Source organism: Comamonas sp. FG99 (assembly GCF_057808605.1).
Genome location: NZ_JBMDII010000052.1, coordinates 16,015 through 32,152, shown reverse-complemented (window position 1 = coordinate 32,152; position 16,138 = coordinate 16,015). Strand labels below are relative to the sequence as shown.

Annotated in this window: 12 protein-coding genes; 8 read left to right on the top strand and 4 right to left on the bottom strand. The window is 69.0% G+C overall.

All coding sequences use genetic code 11. The annotated features are described in order from the left end of the window. Window positions 1-160 precede the first annotated feature (160 nt). Both ACODRX_RS23715 and ACODRX_RS23710 read left to right on the top strand, forming a co-directional pair. Window positions 161-421 (top strand): type II toxin-antitoxin system Phd/YefM family antitoxin, encoded by a 261-nt coding sequence (locus ACODRX_RS23715; protein WP_488874003.1) that lies wholly within the window; start codon window positions 161-163, stop codon window positions 419-421. After that, on the top strand, window positions 418-756 hold the full coding sequence (locus tag ACODRX_RS23710) for a type II toxin-antitoxin system RelE/ParE family toxin (RefSeq protein WP_488874002.1): 339 nt from the start codon (window positions 418-420) through the stop codon (window positions 754-756). The genes ACODRX_RS23715 and ACODRX_RS23710 overlap by 4 nt, the downstream gene beginning before the upstream one ends. A gap of 3 nt (window positions 757-759) precedes the next feature. Here ACODRX_RS23710 and ACODRX_RS23705 read toward each other — a convergent pair whose 3' ends face one another. Together ACODRX_RS23705 and hemC are read right to left on the bottom strand one after the other, a co-directional pair. After that, entirely contained in the window at window positions 760-1,563 is an 804-nt protein-coding gene (locus tag ACODRX_RS23705; protein ID WP_488874001.1) for a uroporphyrinogen-III synthase, read from the bottom strand. Between the two features lie 29 nt (window positions 1,564-1,592). After that, a complete protein-coding gene (gene hemC / locus ACODRX_RS23700; RefSeq protein ID WP_488874000.1) occupies window positions 1,593-2,516 on the bottom strand; it encodes a hydroxymethylbilane synthase in 924 nt (307 codons plus the stop codon). Window positions 2,517-2,690: 174 nt separating this feature from the next. On the opposite strand from hemC, the gene ppc reads away from it, so the two are divergent. From ppc to ACODRX_RS23670, 6 genes are all read left to right on the top strand, one after another. Beyond that, on the top strand, window positions 2,691-5,585 hold the full coding sequence (ppc, locus tag ACODRX_RS23695) for a phosphoenolpyruvate carboxylase (RefSeq protein WP_488873999.1): 2,895 nt from the start codon (window positions 2,691-2,693) through the stop codon (window positions 5,583-5,585). A gap of 247 nt (window positions 5,586-5,832) precedes the next feature. Then, on the top strand, window positions 5,833-7,158 hold the full coding sequence (locus ACODRX_RS23690) for an MFS transporter (RefSeq protein WP_488873998.1): 1,326 nt from the start codon (window positions 5,833-5,835) through the stop codon (window positions 7,156-7,158). Between the two features lie 17 nt (window positions 7,159-7,175). Then, complete coding sequence (gene nirB / locus ACODRX_RS23685; protein ID WP_488874004.1) at window positions 7,176-9,710, top strand: nitrite reductase large subunit NirB; 2,535 nt, start codon at window positions 7,176-7,178, stop codon at window positions 9,708-9,710. A 34-nt stretch (window positions 9,711-9,744) separates the two neighbouring features. Beyond that, window positions 9,745-10,080, top strand: a complete 336-nt coding sequence (gene nirD / locus ACODRX_RS23680; RefSeq protein ID WP_488873997.1) for a nitrite reductase small subunit NirD — start codon at window positions 9,745-9,747, stop codon at window positions 10,078-10,080. After that, the gene (locus tag ACODRX_RS23675; protein ID WP_488873996.1) at window positions 10,077-11,306 is read left to right on the top strand and encodes an NAD(P)/FAD-dependent oxidoreductase; all 1,230 of its coding nucleotides are present in this window, start codon (window positions 10,077-10,079) and stop codon (window positions 11,304-11,306) included. Before nirD ends, ACODRX_RS23675 begins: the two co-directional genes overlap by 4 nt. A 15-nt stretch (window positions 11,307-11,321) precedes the next feature. Then, the gene (locus tag ACODRX_RS23670; protein WP_488873995.1) at window positions 11,322-14,093 is read left to right on the top strand and encodes a molybdopterin-dependent oxidoreductase; all 2,772 of its coding nucleotides are present in this window, start codon (window positions 11,322-11,324) and stop codon (window positions 14,091-14,093) included. Between the two features lie 153 nt (window positions 14,094-14,246). On the opposite strand, the gene ACODRX_RS23665 is transcribed toward ACODRX_RS23670, so the two are convergent. Together ACODRX_RS23665 and ACODRX_RS23660 are read right to left on the bottom strand one after the other, a co-directional pair. Then, a complete protein-coding gene (locus ACODRX_RS23665) occupies window positions 14,247-15,308 on the bottom strand; it encodes a sensor histidine kinase (RefSeq protein ID WP_488873994.1) in 1,062 nt (353 codons plus the stop codon). Between the two features lie 12 nt (window positions 15,309-15,320). Then, entirely contained in the window at window positions 15,321-16,118 is a 798-nt protein-coding gene (locus ACODRX_RS23660; protein ID WP_488873993.1) for a hypothetical protein, read from the bottom strand. Window positions 16,119-16,138: the final 20 nt, after the last annotated feature.

Sequence of the window (16,138 nt, the reverse complement as noted above, 5' to 3'; positions counted from 1 at the left end):
CTTGCATCCACGGCCTTTGCCCGGCAACGGGCATCATGAAAAGACTTTGAACACGTTCTGAGAAGATGGGGCAAGAAGCGACTGGAGCAGTCTTGTTGGGATGCTTGACAGGAAGAATTCGGTCTTTATTATGGCTCGGTGCGTAGCGCAGGAGCATCCCATGCCGTTGACCGAGCAGATCAAGCCCATCACCTACCTGAAATCCAACGCGGCAGACATCGTGAAGGAGTTCAGCACCAATCCCGAGCCCATCATCATCACCCAGAACGGCGAGGCCAAGATGGTGGTCATGGATATCGGCGAGTATGAGAAGTTGCAGGAGACCATGGCGCTGCTCAAGCTCGTTGCCCTGGGGCGCAAGGAGGTTGGCGCAGGCAAGTTCAGCGATGCGCAAGACTTTCTCGACGGCATGGACGATTGAGCGTGCAGCGGCGAGTCGTCATCCTCGATAGCGCCAAGCAGGAGTTCCAGGACATCAAGGCCTACGTCAAGAGGGATTTCGGCGCGGCCGTCTGGAATACGGTGAATGCGGAATACAAGGCCATGGCCTTGCGGATCGGAAGCGAGCCGCAGGCGGGCCATCCTATCGATGAATTGCAGGCGTTGGGGATTGGCAATATCCGCTATGCGCTGGTCCGGCAGACCCGGGTGGTCTATGAATTCGATGAGCGCATGGTGGTGATCCATATGTTCATCGGCACCCGGCGGGATTTCAGAAGCCACCTGTTCAAGCGCCTGTTCAACCTCTCCAGCTGACCGCTACCCTGCCAGCGCGGCAAGTACATCCGCCAGCGCAGGCCGGCACTGCCGCACGCGCAGGAAGCCGGCATCGTGCGCGGCCTGCGCAATGCGCGGATGCGTGGCGAGCGCCGGGGCGCTGGCCAGCTGCCCGGCACCGAATCTGTTGCGTAAATGCATCACGGCCTCGGAGCTGCTGAAGATCCAGCAGCTGTCCGGCGCCAGCGCCGAAGCGGCCTGCGCATGCAGTGCCTGGTTCCACTCGGGGCCGGCGCGCTCGTAGGCCACGACGAAATCCACCGTGGCGCCGGCCTGGCGCAGCTGCCCGGCCAGCCATTCGCGCCCCCGGCCTTGGGCGCCGGCCGCCTCGGCGTCGGTGCCGCGCACGATCAGCACGCGGCTGCCGGGCCCGATCTGGCCCCGCACGCGCTGCCACAGGGTCTCGGACTCGAACTGCGCCGCGCCGGCATCGGGCATGTCGATCAGGGCCGGTGGCACGCCCAGGCGCCGCAGTGCGGCTGCCGTGCCGGGGCCAGGTGACCATACTCTGGTTTTGATAGCGTGTGGTTCCCTGCCATCAAGCGCTTCAAGCGCTGCCAGCCAATGCCGGTCAAAGAAATGTGCCGCCGCATTGCCGCTGACCACCATGATGGCGCTGTACCGCTGCCATTCGGCCTGCGCCTGCCGCAGCGCGGGCGATGGCGCCGCCCGGATGCAGATCAGCGGCAGCGCCTCGGCCGCCAGGCCATGCGCGCGCAACTCGGCCACCCAGCGGTCGGCTTCGGGCTGGGGGCGGGTGATGAGGATGCGGCGGGGCGGGGGCATGCGGTTCGGGCCACTCGGAAGCAAGGGCGCTAGTTCCCCCGCACCCGCGCGCCGCGCTGCTGCAGCAGCTGCGCCACCTGTTGCCCCAGCAGGTCGGCGCTGTGCAGGTCCGTCACCACGCCCGCGAGCTCCGCCCGGATCAGCGGTGCCTGCGGCGCGTGCTCGTCGCCCCAGGCCGCCTGCAGCCGCAGCTCGTCGCCCTGCCACACGCCGTGGGCCGCCAGCGGCATCGAACAGCTGCCGCCCATGCAGCGGCTGATGGCACGCTCGGCCGTCACCGTCTGCCAGGTGCGGGCATGGGCCAGCGGGGCCAGGATCTGCACCAGGTCGGCGCGGTCGGCGCGGATCTCTATGCCCAGCGCACCCTGGCCGGCGGCGGGCAGCATGGTGCCGGCGGCAAAGGTCTGGCGGATGCGCTCGTGCATGCCCAGGCGCTTGAGGCCGGCCGCCGCCAGCACGATGCCGTCGTACTGGCCCTCGTCGAGCTTGCGCAGCCGGGTGTTGACGTTGCCGCGCAGCGGCTCGATCCTCAGGTCGGGGCGCAGCGCCTGCAGCAGCACCTGGCGGCGCAGGCTGGAGGTGCCCACCACCGCGCCCTGGGGCAAGTCCTGCAGCGCGGCGTAGCGCGGCGATACCCAGGCGTCGTGCGGGTCTTCGCGCTCCATCACGCAGGCCAGCGCAAAGCCCTCGGGCAGCTCCATGGGCACATCCTTGAGCGAATGCACCGCCAGGTCGGCGCGGCCGTCTTCCAGCGCGGCCTCCAGCTCCTTGACGAACAGGCCCTTGCCGCCCACCTTGGACAGCGTGCGGTCCAGGATCTGGTCGCCGCGCGTCGTCATGCCCAGGATGCTGACGGCATGGCCGCGCGCCTGCAGCAGCGCCTGGACATGTTCGGCCTGCCACATGGCAAGGCTGCTTTCGCGCGTGGCGATGACGATGGGGCGAGCGGACATGGAATGCAATACCGATAGTGATATGAAGAATAGATGGCCGGCCACATGAAAAGGCCGGCGCCGATGCTAGCATGTGCGGCTTGCCGCCGTGCCCATGCCGCTGCCGCTGTACGCCAGCCGCGCATCGGGCACGCGTGCGGCCTCGCATTCTCACTATCCAGCGGAGTTTTGTTGATGAAGACAGCCCAGCGCAAGCCTGCCAGCAACCGAGCCAAGGCCGAGGATTCCGGCGAGCCCCAGGCGGCCCCCGCCACGCCGCGCAAGGGGAGCAAGGAGGACAAGGACCAGCCCCTGATCGAAGACATCCGCTTGCTCGGCCGCATCCTCGGCGACGTGATCCGCGAGCAGGAAGGCCAGGCCGCGTTCGACCTGATCGAGCAGGTGCGCACGCTGTCGGTGGCCTTTCGCCGCAACGACGACCAGGATGCCGACAAGTCGCTCAAGAAGCTGCTCAAGGGCCTGTCGGGCGACCAGACGGTGAGCGTGATCCGGGCCTTCACCTATTTCTCGCACCTGGCCAACCTGGCCGAGGACCGCCACCACATCCGCCGCCGCGAGGTGCACGAGCGCGCCGGCAACACGCAGGAGGGCAGCATCGAGGTGGCGCTGGCGCGGCTGCGCTGGGCGGGCATTCCCACCAAGACCGTGGTCGATACGCTGACCCATGCCTGGCTGTCGCCGGTGCTCACCGCCCACCCCACCGAGGTGCAGCGCAAGAGCATCCTCGACGCCGAGCGCAACATCGCCCAGCTGCTGACCGAGCGCGACGACATCGTGCAGCGCGCCCAGCTCTACAACAGCGCCAAGGATACGCTCACGCCGCGCCAGCTGGCCGACAACGAGGCCCATCTGCGCGCGCACGTCACCCAGCTGTGGCAGACGCGCCTGCTGCGCTTTTCCAAGCTCACGGTCGAGGACGAGATCGACAACGCGCTCTCGTACTACGAGGCCACCTTCCTGAGCGAAATCCCCAAGCTCTACGCGGCGCTGGAGCGCGACCTGGGCGAGCGCGACCTGGCCAGCTTCCTGCGCATGGGCCAGTGGATCGGCGGCGACCGCGACGGCAATCCCAATGTCACGGCCGCCAGCCTGCAGACCGCGATGCGCAGCCAGGCCGAGCTGGTGCTGCGCTACTACCTCAAGCAGGCGCACTACCTGGGCGGCGAGCTGTCGATGTCGCAGCGCCTGGCCGGCGTGACGCCCGAGCTGCAGGCGCTGGCAGGGCGCTCGCCCGACGCCAGCCAGCACCGCGAGGACGAACCCTACCGCCGCGCGCTGGTGGGCATCTACGCCCGGCTGGCCGCCACCCTCAAGCAGCTGACCGGCGGCGACGCGGCGCGCCATGCGGTGGCGCCGCAAAACCCCTACGGCAGCGCCCAGGAGCTGCTGGCCGACCTGCGGGTGATCGAGGATTCGCTGCGCGACAACCACGGCAAGGTGCTGGTGGACCAGCGCCTGTCGGCGCTGATCCGCGCGGTGCAGGTGTTTGGCTTTCACCTCGCGACGGTGGACCTGCGCCAGAACTCCGACGCGCACGAGGCCGTGGTGGCCGAGCTGCTGGCCGCGGCCGGCATCGAGTCCGGCTACGGCGCGCTGGGCGAGGAGGCCAAGCGCGAGCTGCTGCTGCGCCAGCTGTGCGATGCCCGCCCGCTGCGGGTGCCGGGCACCGCCTACAGCGCGCTGGCGCAAAGCGAGCTCGCGATCTTCGAGGAGGCGCGCCGCGTGGTGCAGACCTATGGCCGCGAGGCGATCCGCCACTACATCATCAGCCACACCGAGGCGGTGAGCGACCTGCTCGAAGTGCTGCTGCTGCAAAAGGAAGTGGGCCTGCTGGGCGGGCGCATCGACGACGGCAAGTCCAGCGCGGCGCTCATCGTCAGCCCGCTGTTCGAGACCATCGAAGACCTGCGCAATGCCGCCGCCATCATGCGCGACTACTACGGCCTGCCGCACATCGCGGCGCTGGTGGCGCGCAGCGGCAGCGAGCAGGACATCATGCTCGGCTACAGCGACAGCAACAAGGACGGCGGCATCTTCACCAGCAACTGGGAGCTGTACCAGGCCGAGCTCGCGCTGGTGGAGCTGTTCGACAAGCTCAGCACCCAGTCCCATGTTCAGCAGCCCGTGCGCCTGCGCCTGTTCCACGGCCGCGGCGGCACCGTGGGCCGCGGCGGCGGCCCGAGCTACCAGGCCATCCTGGCGCAGCCGCCGGGCACGGTGCGCGGCCAGATCCGCCTGACCGAGCAGGGCGAGATCATCGCCTCCAAGTACGCCAACCCCGAGATCGGCCGCCGCAACCTCGAAACCCTGGTGGCCGCCACGCTGGAGGCCACGCTGCTGCAGCCCACCAAGCCGGCCACGCCGGCCTTCCTGGCGGCCGCGGCCACGCTGTCGCAGGCCAGCATGGCGGCCTACCGCGAGCTGGTGTACGAGACCAAGGGCTTCGAGGAGTATTTCTTCAGCTCCACGCCGATCCGCGAGATCGCCGAGCTGAACATCGGCTCGCGCCCGGCCTCGCGCAAGGCCAACCAGCGCATCGAAGACCTGCGCGCCATCCCCTGGGGCTTCAGCTGGGGCCAGTGCCGGCTCACGCTGCCGGGCTGGTACGGCTTCGGCAGCGCGGTGCAGGCCTTCGTGCAGGCCGAGGGCAAGACGCCCGGTACGCAATGGGCGCTGCTGCAGCGCATGTACCGCCAGTGGCCGTTCTTTCGCACGCTGCTGTCCAACATGGACATGGTGCTGGCCAAGAGCGACCTGGCGCTGGCCTCGCGCTACAGCGAGCTGGTGGCCGACACCCGGCTGCGCAAGCGCGTGTTCCAGTCCATCGAGGAAGAATGGCAGCGCACCGCCGATGCGCTGGCGCAGATCACCGGCGAGGCGCAGCGCCTGGCGCACAACCCGGCGCTGGAGCGCTCGATGCGCCACCGCTTCCCCTACATCGACCCGCTGCACCACCTGCAGGTGGAGCTGATCCGCCGCTGGCGCAGCGGCCAGGCCGACGAGCGGGTGAAGACCGGCATCCACATCACCATCAACGGCATCGCGGCGGCGCTGCGCAACACCGGCTGATCCTGCCTTGCCCACGCCAAGCGCCTTGCCAAACGCCTCGCACCCGCGAGGCGTTTTTATTTGATGCAATGCACCATGGTTGCACATGCCGCGCCGGCGCGGTGCGCGATCGCGGTGCCGCCGGCGCGCAAGCCCGGTACATCCCGTTGAATTTATTCAGGGAATTTATTGGCACAGGTTTTGCTGATGAGTGCCTGCCACGGTGAACGGCTCCTACCCAGGGCCCGCCGCAACCTCAGAGGCAGACATGACCGGCAAAGCCACCCGAATCGACTTGTTCAGCCTGCGCACGCCGCAGATGCGCGCCTTCCATCTCACCTGGCTGGCGTTCTTCGTCTGCTTCTACGCCTGGTTCGCCTGCGCGCCGCTGATGCCGGTGCTCAAGGGCGAGTTCCATCTCACGCCGGCGCAGATCGCCAACATCAACATCGCCGCGGTGGCCGTGACCATCCTGGTGCGGCTCATCGTGGGGCCGCTGTGCGACCGCTACGGCCCGCGCAAGGCCTACACCGGCCTGCTGCTGGTGGGGGCGCTGCCGGTGCTGGGCGTGGCGCTGGCGCAAAGCTACGAGGCCTTCCTGTTCTGCCGCCTGGCGATTGGCGCCATCGGCGCGAGCTTCGTCATCACCCAGTACCACACCTCGGTGATGTTCGCGCCCAACGTGGTTGGCACCGCCAACGCCACCACGGCCGGCTGGGGCAATGCGGGCGGCGGCGTGGCCCAGGGCACCATGCCGCTGCTGCTCACCGCCATCGTGATGATGGGGGTGAGCCAGAGCCTGGGCTGGCGCATCGCCATGGTGGTGCCGGGCGCGGCCATGCTGATCGTCGCCTTCCTGTACTGGCGCTACACGCAGGACTGCCCCGAGGGCAACTACGCCGAGCTGCGCGCCGCCGGCAAAACCATCGACAGCGGCAAGAAGGGCGGCTGGGCCAGCTTTGCCAGCGCCGCGCGCAACTACCGCGTGTGGCTGCTGTTCGTCACCTACGGCGCCTGCTTCGGCGTGGAGATCTTCATCCACAACGTGGCCGCCATCTACTACGTGGACCGCTTCGGCCTGTCGCTGGCCTCGGCCGGCATGGCGGCGGCGAGCTTCGGCCTGCTGGCGCTGTTTGCCCGCGCGTTGGGCGGCATCGTGTCGGACCGCATGGCGCGCAGCCGCGGGCTCGACGGCCGCACGCTGCTGCTGTGCCTGATGATGCTGGGCGAGGGCCTGGGGCTGCTGGCCTTCGCCCATGCCGACGGCGTGCTGCTGGCCGTGGCGGCGATGCTGATGTTCGGGCTGTTCACCCACATGGCATGCGGCGCGACCTATGCGCTGGTGCCCTTCATCGACCGCAATGCGCTGGGCGGCGTGGCCGGCATCATCGGCGCCGGCGGCAACGTGGGCGCGGTGGCCGCGGGCTTTTTGATGAAGGGCCTGGGCGACACGCAGCACACGCTGTCGGTGCTGGGCGTGCTGGTGGCGCTGTCGGCGGTGTGCGCCATCGCGGTGCGCTTCTCGGCCGAGCACAAGGCGCGCGAGCAGGCGCTGTACGACAACACGCTGGCCAGCGCCACGGCCGGCGCCTGAGGAGACAAGCCATGAGCATGAAGATCATCGTCGTGGGCCACGGCATGGTGGGCCACAAGTTTCTCGAAAGCCTGGCCGACAGCGGCTTGCAGGATGCGGAAGTCACCGTGCTGTGCGAGGAGCCGCGCCCGGCTTACGACCGCGTACACCTGTCCGAATTCTTCAGCGGCCGCACGGCCGAGGACCTCTCGCTGGTGGAGCCGGGCTTTTTCGAGCGCACCGGCTTCAAGCTGCGCCTGGCGGCGCGCGCCGTGGCCATCGAGCGCCGCGAGAACACCGTGACCACGGCCGACGGCGAGGTGCTGCCCTACGACAAGCTGGTGCTGGCCACCGGCTCCAGCCCCTTCGTGCCCGGCGTGCCGGGGCGCGAGCGGCCGCACTGCTTCGTCTACCGCACCATCGAAGACCTGGAGGCCATGCAGGCCTCGGGCCGCAAGTCGAAAAGCGGCGTGGTCGTGGGCGGCGGCCTGCTGGGGCTGGAATGCGCCAAGGCGCTGCGCGACATGGGGCTCGAAACCCATGTGGTCGAGTTCTCGCCGCGGCTGATGGCGGTGCAGGTGGACGAGGGCGGCGGGCGCATGCTGCGCCACAAGATCGAGGCGCTGGGCGTGCAGGTGCACACCGGCCGCAACACGGTGGAGATCACCGACGGCGCCATGGCGCGCCACCGCATGGTGTTTGCCGACGGCACCCGGCTGGAGGCCGACATGATCGTGTTCTCGGCCGGCATCCGCCCGCGCGACGAGCTGGCGCGCCAGTGCGTGCTGGCCATAGGCCCGCGCGGCGGCGTGGTGGTGGACGACCTGTGCCGCACCAGCGACCACGATGTCTATGCCATCGGCGAATGCGCCTCGTGGAAGGACCAGGTCTTCGGCCTGGTGGCGCCGGGCTACGACATGGCCCGCGTGGCGGCGCGGCACATCGCGGGTGAGGCTGGTACCGTTTTTGCCGGCGCCGACATGAGCACCAAGCTCAAGCTCATGGGGGTGGACGTGGCCAGCATCGGCGACGCCCAGGGCAAGACCGCCGGCAGCCGCAACTACCAGTATGTGGACGAGCGCAAGCAGGTCTACAAGAAGATCGTCGTCAGCGAGGACGGCAAGCAGCTGCTGGGCGCGGTGCTGGTGGGCAACGCCGACGAGTACGGCACGCTGCTGCAGACCGCGCTCAACGGCATCGCGCTGCCGCAAGAGCCGGAATTCCTGATCCTGCCGTCCAGCGACGGCAAGGCCCGGCCCGGCCTGGGCGTGGACGCGCTGCCGGACAGCGCGCAGATCTGCTCGTGCAACAGCGTGAGCAAGGGCGCCATCTGCGCTGCGGTCGGCGAGGGCGCTTGCACCATCGCCGACATCAAGGCCACTACCCGCGCCGGCGCCACCTGCGGCGGCTGCGTGCCGCTGGTCACGCAGGTGATGAAGGCCGAGATGAAAAAGCGCGGCCTGGCCGTCAGCAACCACCTGTGCGAGCACTTTCCGTACTCGCGCCAGGAGCTGTACCACCTGGTGCGCGTGGGCGGCATCAAGAGCTTTGCCGAGCTGCTGCAGCGGCACGGCAAGGGCCTGGGCTGCGACATCTGCAAGCCGGTGGCGGCCAGCGTGCTGGCCTCGTGCTGGAACGAGTTCGTGCTCAAGCCGCAGCTCGCCAGCCTGCAGGACAGCAACGACTACTACCTCGGCAACATCCAGAAGGACGGCAGCTACTCGGTGGTGCCGCGCATGCCGGGCGGCGAGGTCACGCCCGAGGGGCTGATCGCGGTCGGCCAGGTGGCCAAGAAGTACGGCCTCTACACCAAGATCACCGGCGGCCAGCGGGTGGACCTGTTCGGCGCGCGCGTGGAGCAGCTGCCGCTGATCTGGGAAGAGCTGATCGCCGCCGGCTTCGAGTCGGGCCATGCCTACGGCAAGTCGCTGCGCACCGTCAAGAGCTGCGTGGGCTCGACCTGGTGCCGCTATGGCGTGGGCGATTCGGTGGGCTTTGCCATCGCGCTGGAGAACCGCTACAAGGGCCTGCGCTCGCCGCACAAGCTCAAGTTCGGCGTCTCGGGCTGCACCCGCGAATGCGCCGAGGCCCAGGGCAAGGACGTGGGCATCATCGCCACCGAGAAGGGCTGGAACCTCTACGTCTGCGGCAACGGCGGCATGAAGCCCCGCCATGCCGAGCTGCTGGCCGAGGGCCTGGACCAGGCCACGCTGGTGAAGTACGTGGACCGCTTCTTGATGTTCTACGTGCGCACCGCCGACCGCCTGCAGCGCACCAGCACCTGGCGCGACAACCTGGAGGGCGGCCTCGCCTACCTGCAGGACGTGGTGGTGAACGACCGTCTCGGCCTCGCCGCCGAGCTGGAGGCCGAGATGCAGCATGTGGTCGACACCTACCAGGACGAATGGAAGAGCGCGGTGACCAACCCCGAGGTGCGCAAGCGCTTTCGCAGCTTCGTCAACAGCGAGCAGCCCGACGAGCACATCGTCTTCGTGGCCGAGCGCGGCCAGATCCGTCCCGCCCTGCCGCAGGAGCGCAGCGCGGCCCCGGCCGCCGACGCCATCGCCGCCTAGCCGGCACCCCGAGCCATCCATGAGTACTACGACCATGACCACGACCCACGAGCACTGGACGCCCGTCTGCGCCGAGCACGACATCGTTCCCGACACCGGCATCTGCGCCCTGGTGGGCAGCCGGCACGTGGCGGTGTTCCGCGTGGGCGCGGGCCGGCTCTTCGCCATCGACAACGTCGACCCCAGGAGCGGCGCCAGCGTGCTGGCGCGCGGGCTGGTGGGCAGCCTGGGCGGGCGCATCGTCGTCGCCTCGCCGCTGTACAAGCAGCACTTCGACCTGGCCACCGGCGAATGCCTGGAAGAGCCCGGGCAGTCGGTGCCGGCCTATGAGGCCAAGATAGAGGACGGCCGCGTCTGGGTGGCGGCATGAAGGCATCGCCACGCCCCAGGCTGGTCGTGGTTGGCAACGGCATGGCCGGCATGCGCACGGTGGAAGAGCTGCTGCAGCTCGCGCCCGGGCTGTACGACATCACCGTGTTCGGCGAGGAGCCGCACGGCAACTACAACCGCATCCTGCTGTCGCCGCTGCTGGCGGGCGAGAAAAGCCTGGACGACATCATGCTCAACCCGCGCGAGTGGTATGTGCGGCATGGCATCACGCTGCATGCGGGCGATCCGGTGGTGGCGATAGACCGCGGGCGCCGCAGCGTGCGCTCGCAGGGCGGCATCGAGGTGCGCTACGACCGCCTGCTGATCGCCACCGGCTCGCGCCCCTTCATACCGCCGGTGCCGGGCAGCGGGCTGCCGGGGGTGATCGCCTTTCGCGACATCCAGCACGTGGATGCCATGCTCGAAGCCGCGCGCCGGCACCGCCATGCGGTGGTGATCGGCGGCGGCCTGCTGGGGCTGGAGGCGGCCAACGGCCTGCTGCGCCAGGGCATGGAGGTGAGCGTGGTGCACCTGCACCGCAGCCTGATGGAGCGCCAGCTCGATGCGCCGGCCTCCGGGCTGCTGCAGCAGGCGCTCGAAGCCACCGGCCTGCGCTTCGTGCTGGGCGCCGAAACCGCCGAGCTGCTGGGCGGCGAGCGCGTGGCGGCCGTGCGCTTCAAGGATGGCCGCGAGATCGCCGCCGACCTGGTGGTGATGGCCGCCGGCGTGCGCCCCAACGTGGAGCTGGCGCGCGCCGCCGGCCTGCATTGCGAACGCGCCATCGTGGTGGACGACACGCTGCAGAGCTACGACCCGCGCATCTACGCGGTGGGCGAGTGCGTGCAGCACCGCAGCAGCACCTTCGGCCTGGTGGCGCCGATCTGGGAGCAGGCCCGCGTGTGCGCCGCGCACCTGGCGGGCGCCGGCCACCGCCGCTACGTGCAGCAGGCCACCGCCACCAAGCTCAAGGTCACCGGCGTGGACCTGTACTCGGCCGGCAACATCGTCGGCGGCCCGGGCACCGAGGACATCGTGCTGCGCGACCCGCGCCGCGGCATCTACAAGCGCCTGGTGCTGCAGGGCGAGCGCATCGTGGGCGCGGTGCTGTACGGCGACGTGGCCGACGGGCCCTGGTATTTCGAGCTGATCCAGCAACAGACCTCCGTCGCCGCGATGCGCCAGCGCCTGCTGTTCGGCCGCGCATTGTGCGAGGCCCAGGCCGCCTAGCGAAAAGAGTTTGCGATGACCACGATTTCCATTGCCCCGGCCGCCGCGCCCGTGCGCACCACCTGCCCCTACTGCGGCGTGGGCTGCGGCGTGCTGGCCACGCCGCAGGCGCACGGCGAGGTGCTGGTGGCGGGCGATCCGCAGCATCCGGCGAACGCCGGCCGGCTGTGCGTCAAGGGCTCGGCGCTGGGCGAGACCCTGGGCCTGGAAGGCCGCCTGCTGCACCCCGCGATGCGCGAGCGCGCGCCCGGCGAAGCCGCCCCGCTGCGCAGGGTGCCGTGGGACGCGGCGCTCGACGCCGTGGCCCAGGGCTTTCGCCGCATCATCGACAAGCACGGCCCCGATGCGGTGGCCTTCTATGTCTCGGGCCAGCTGCTGACCGAGGACTACTACCTGGCCAACAAGCTGATGAAGGGCTTCATCGGCAGCGCCAACATCGACACCAACTCGCGGCTGTGCATGTCTTCGGCCGTGGCTGGGCACAAGCGGGCCTTTGGCGAAGACCTGGTGCCGGTGTGCTACGACGACCTGGAGCTGGCCGACCTCATCGTGCTGGTGGGCTCGAACACCGCATGGTGCCACCCCATCCTGTTCCAGCGCATCGCGCGCGCCAAGGAGGCGCGGCCTGCGATGAAGCTGGTGGTGATCGACCCGCGCCACACCGCCACCTGCGAGCTGGCCGACCTGCACCTGCCCATCAAGCCCGGCACCGACGTATGGTTGTTCAACGGCCTGCTGGCATACCTGGCGCGGCAGGGCCGGGCGGACGAGGCCTTTGTCTCGGCCCACACCCAGGGCCTGGACGCGGCGCTGCGCGCGGCCGAGGCCGGCGCCGACGGCATCGAGGCCGTGGCCCGCGCCTGCAGGCTCGGCGTGGATGCGGTGCGCAGCTTCTACCAATGGTTTGCCGATACGCCGCGCACCGTCACCGCCTTCTCGCAGGGGGTGAACCAGTCATCGGCCGGCAGCGACAAGGTCAACAGCATCATCAATTGCCACCTGCTCACCGGCCGCATCGGCCAGCCGGGCATGGGGCCGTTCTCGGTCACCGGCCAGCCCAATGCCATGGGAGGGCGCGAGGTGGGCGGCCTGGCCAATATGCTGGCCGCCCATCTGGAGCTGAGCGAGCCGGCGCACCGCAGCCTGGTGCAGGGTTTCTGGAACTCGCCGCGCATCGCCGACAAGCCGGGGCTCAAGGCGGTCGAGCTGTTCCAGGCCATGGAGGCCGGGCGCGTGAAGGCCGTGTGGATCATGGGCACCAACCCGGTCGTCAGCCTGCCCGACGCCGACCAGGCGCGCCGCGCGCTGGCGGCCTGCGAGCTGGTGGTGGCCAGCGACATCGTGCTCGACACCGACACGCTGTGCCATGCCGACATCCTGCTGCCTGCCCTGGGCTGGGGCGAGAAGGACGGCACCGTCACCAACTCCGAGCGCCGCATCTCGCGCCAGCGCGCCTTTGCGCCCGCGCCGGGCGAGGCGCGGGCCGACTGGGCCATCATCGCCGACGTGGCGCGGCGCATGGGCTACGCGGGCTTTGCCCATGGCCACCAGCGCGAAGTGTTCGACGAGCATGCGCGCCTGTCGGCGCAAGCCAACGCGGCAGATGGCGCCGCCGGCGTGCCCAGGGCCTTTCATATCGGCGGGCTCGCGGGGCTGTCCGCCGCCGCCTACGACGCGCTGGCGCCGGTGCAATGGCCGCTGCCGGCGGCAGGCGAGGGCGGGGCCGCGCGCCTGTTTGGCGACGGGCGCTTTGCCCATGCCGATGGCCGCGCGCGCTTCGTGCCCACGCCGGCGCGCGCGCCGGTGCATGCCACCGACGGCGACTACCCGCTGGTGCTCAACACCGGCCGCGTGCGCGACCAGTGGCACACCATGACGCGCACCGGCCGCGCCCCCAAGCTGGCCGAGCATGTGCCCGAGCCCTTCATCGACCTGCACCCGCACGATGCGCTGCTGGCCGGCGTGCGTGAAGGCGCCCTGGCCCGCGTGCGCTCGCGCTGGGGCAGCATGGTGGCGCGGGTGCGCATGGGCGGCGGCATTGCGCGCGGCAGCGTGTTCGCGCCCATCCACTGGAGCGGGCCATTCGCCTCGGACGCGCGCGTGGGCGCGGTCGTCAACCCGGTGGTCGATCCCGTCTCGGGCGAGCCCGAGTTCAAGCACACGCCGGTCATCGTCGAGCCCTTCGAGGTGGCCTGGCACGGTTTCGTGCTGTCGCGCCGCGCGCTCGATGCGCAGGCGGGCGGCGATGCCGCCTGGTGGACCCGCATCCAGGGCCGCCAGTTCGTGCGCTACGAATTGGCGGGGCGCAAGCCGGTGGCCGCGCCAAGCGAGTGGGCGCGCGCGCTGCTGGGCGTGCACGATGCCCAGGCCGACTGGCTGGAGTACGAGGATGCCAGCGCGGGCATCTACCGCGCGGTGCATGTGGTGGAGGAGCGCATAGAGGCCTGCGTCTACCTGTCGCCGCGCCCCGACCTGCCATCGCGCCAGTGGCTGGCCGGCCTGTTCGTTCAGGAGCGGCTCGAAGACATCGCCCGCGCCGGCGTGCTGCTGGGCCAGCCCATCGAAGCCGGGGCCGATACCGGCCCCACCGTCTGCTCGTGCTTTGGCGTGGGCCGCAACACCATCTGCGACGCGATTCGCAGCCGGGGCCTGCAGACCACCGGCGAGATCACCGCTTGCCTCAAGGCCGGCGGCAACTGCGGCTCGTGCGTGCCGGAGCTCAAGCGCCTGCTGGTCGAGGCGAGGGTGCCGCAGGCGGCTTCAGGGGCGCCCCTTTCAAGGTCTTGAACGTGAAATAGGCGCAGTGTGCGTGGCCAAGAGGTTGAGCGTTGTGCGTTGAGCGTTTTGCGGCCTTCACGCTCAACGCCAAACCCTCAACGCTCAACTTTTCCCAGCGTCATGGGTACTCGCAACGGCACAACACCTTGAAAGGGATGGGGCTCAGGGCTGGCCGAGGGCCAGCCGGGCCGTCAGCACCGTGCGGCCCGGCCTGGAGTCGATCGCAAGCGTACCGCCCACGCGGGCAATGCGTGCGGACATGGAGCGCATGCCGATGCCCAGGCCCGATGCGCGCACCGCCGGCACGTCGAAGCCCACGCCGTCATCCTCGATCTCCAGCACCAGCTCGTCAGGCTCCGGCTGATCGAAAGCCAGGCGCACATGCCGCGCCTGGCTGTGCTTGATGATATTGGTCAGCGCCTCTTCGATCAGCCGCGTCATCGCCAGATAGTGCAGCGCATGGGGCGGCGTGCGCCAGCTTGGGGGAAACTGCCAGTCGCAAGACACATCCAGCACATCGAACAGGTTGACGAAGCGGTGGCGCAGCGGCGCCAGCCATTCCTTTGGCGAGGCTGGAACGCGAACCTGCGCCGAGGAATGGCTGTCGATGGTCTGGCGCAAATCATTGCGGATGAGCTTGAGCATGGACAGCACCTGGGATCTGGTCAGCGCCCCGCTGTCCTGCTCCACCGAGGCAATCATGTGCACCAAGGCGCCGCCCAGGCCGTCGTGCAGGTCCTGGGTCAGGCTCAGGCGCTCCTGCAGGCGCGCGTTGAACAGTTTTTGTTTCTCAAGCTCGGCATGCAATTGCTCGGACTGCTTCTGTTCGCTGATATCGAAGGTGAAGCCGATCAGGGCCGAGGTCTGGCCATGCTCGTCGCACAGCACGTGTATCACTTCCCTGACCCAGACGAAGCGGTTGTCCTTGGTCAGCGCGCGGAATTCGGCATCGTGGTCCACGCCCGCCATGGACAGCTCCACGCAGCGGGTCACCGTCTGCTCGCGATCGTCGGGGTGGATGCGGGCGGCCCAGTCGTCCACCGTCTGCCAGCTCTCGGGGCTCCAGCCCAGCAAGGGCTCGATCTGCGGGCCGACATAGGTGTATTTTTTCGTCGCCCAGTCAATCCGGAAGGGGATCGCCAGGGTTGACTCCAGCAGCGTCTGGTACAGGCCGTTGTCGGTATCCGGTTCGAGCGTGCGCATGCGGCGCGGGGTTTCGGGCATATTGGGTTCTCGCTACTTCAAGAGAGGGTGGATCGACGGCGAGGCGCTCCAGAACCAGTGGAAGAAACCGCCATCGCCCTGGAGCAGCGTCTCGGTTCTGACACTGGATTGCCCGATCCCGCGCCAGCAGGCGAGGGCGGCATTGCGGTTGCCGTGCAGGTACAGGCAAGGCTGCTCTGCGGGCCCGGCCCTGGGGGGCACATACAGGGCATCGCCACGCGGCAGCCACAGGTCCGCCAGATAGATCCTGCCCAGCTTGGGCCAATAACGCCCCACTGAAATCACCAGCGGAAGCTGGGCATCGACCGAGGCGAAGACATGCGGAAAATCATGGCATTCCAGATCGGTGCCAACCACGCCCAGCAGACGGTATCCCGTGCCCAGGTATGGCGACCTGTGCCCGGCAAACATGCCGTACTCATAGTCGATGTGGGCCAAGCGCCGCACCGGGCTGCTCACGCGGATGCCCTGGCCTTTTTCCACCAGCGTCATCCCGAATGCCGCCGCGGCCGCGCGCGTGGCCCACATGGGCTCGTACACCACCTCGCTGGCGGCGAATTCCAGCTGCGTCTGCTCGCCATGGTCTGGGTCTGGCCTTTGGGGCGGCATGGCACGGACCTTGTACTCACGCCCGACGGCCACGCCAGGGTCGCTGTTCGCCGGCTCAAGCGGCACGACATTGGTTGGAAGGGTTTGGGCATAGACCGGACGTCCGCCGATATTGCAGAGAAACGGCGTATCCCAAAGATCCACGCCGGCTTTCTCGACCTCTTTGATGAAAAGCGGCGCATCAAAATATTCTTGCGTCATCGTCGAAGTCTCCACCATGG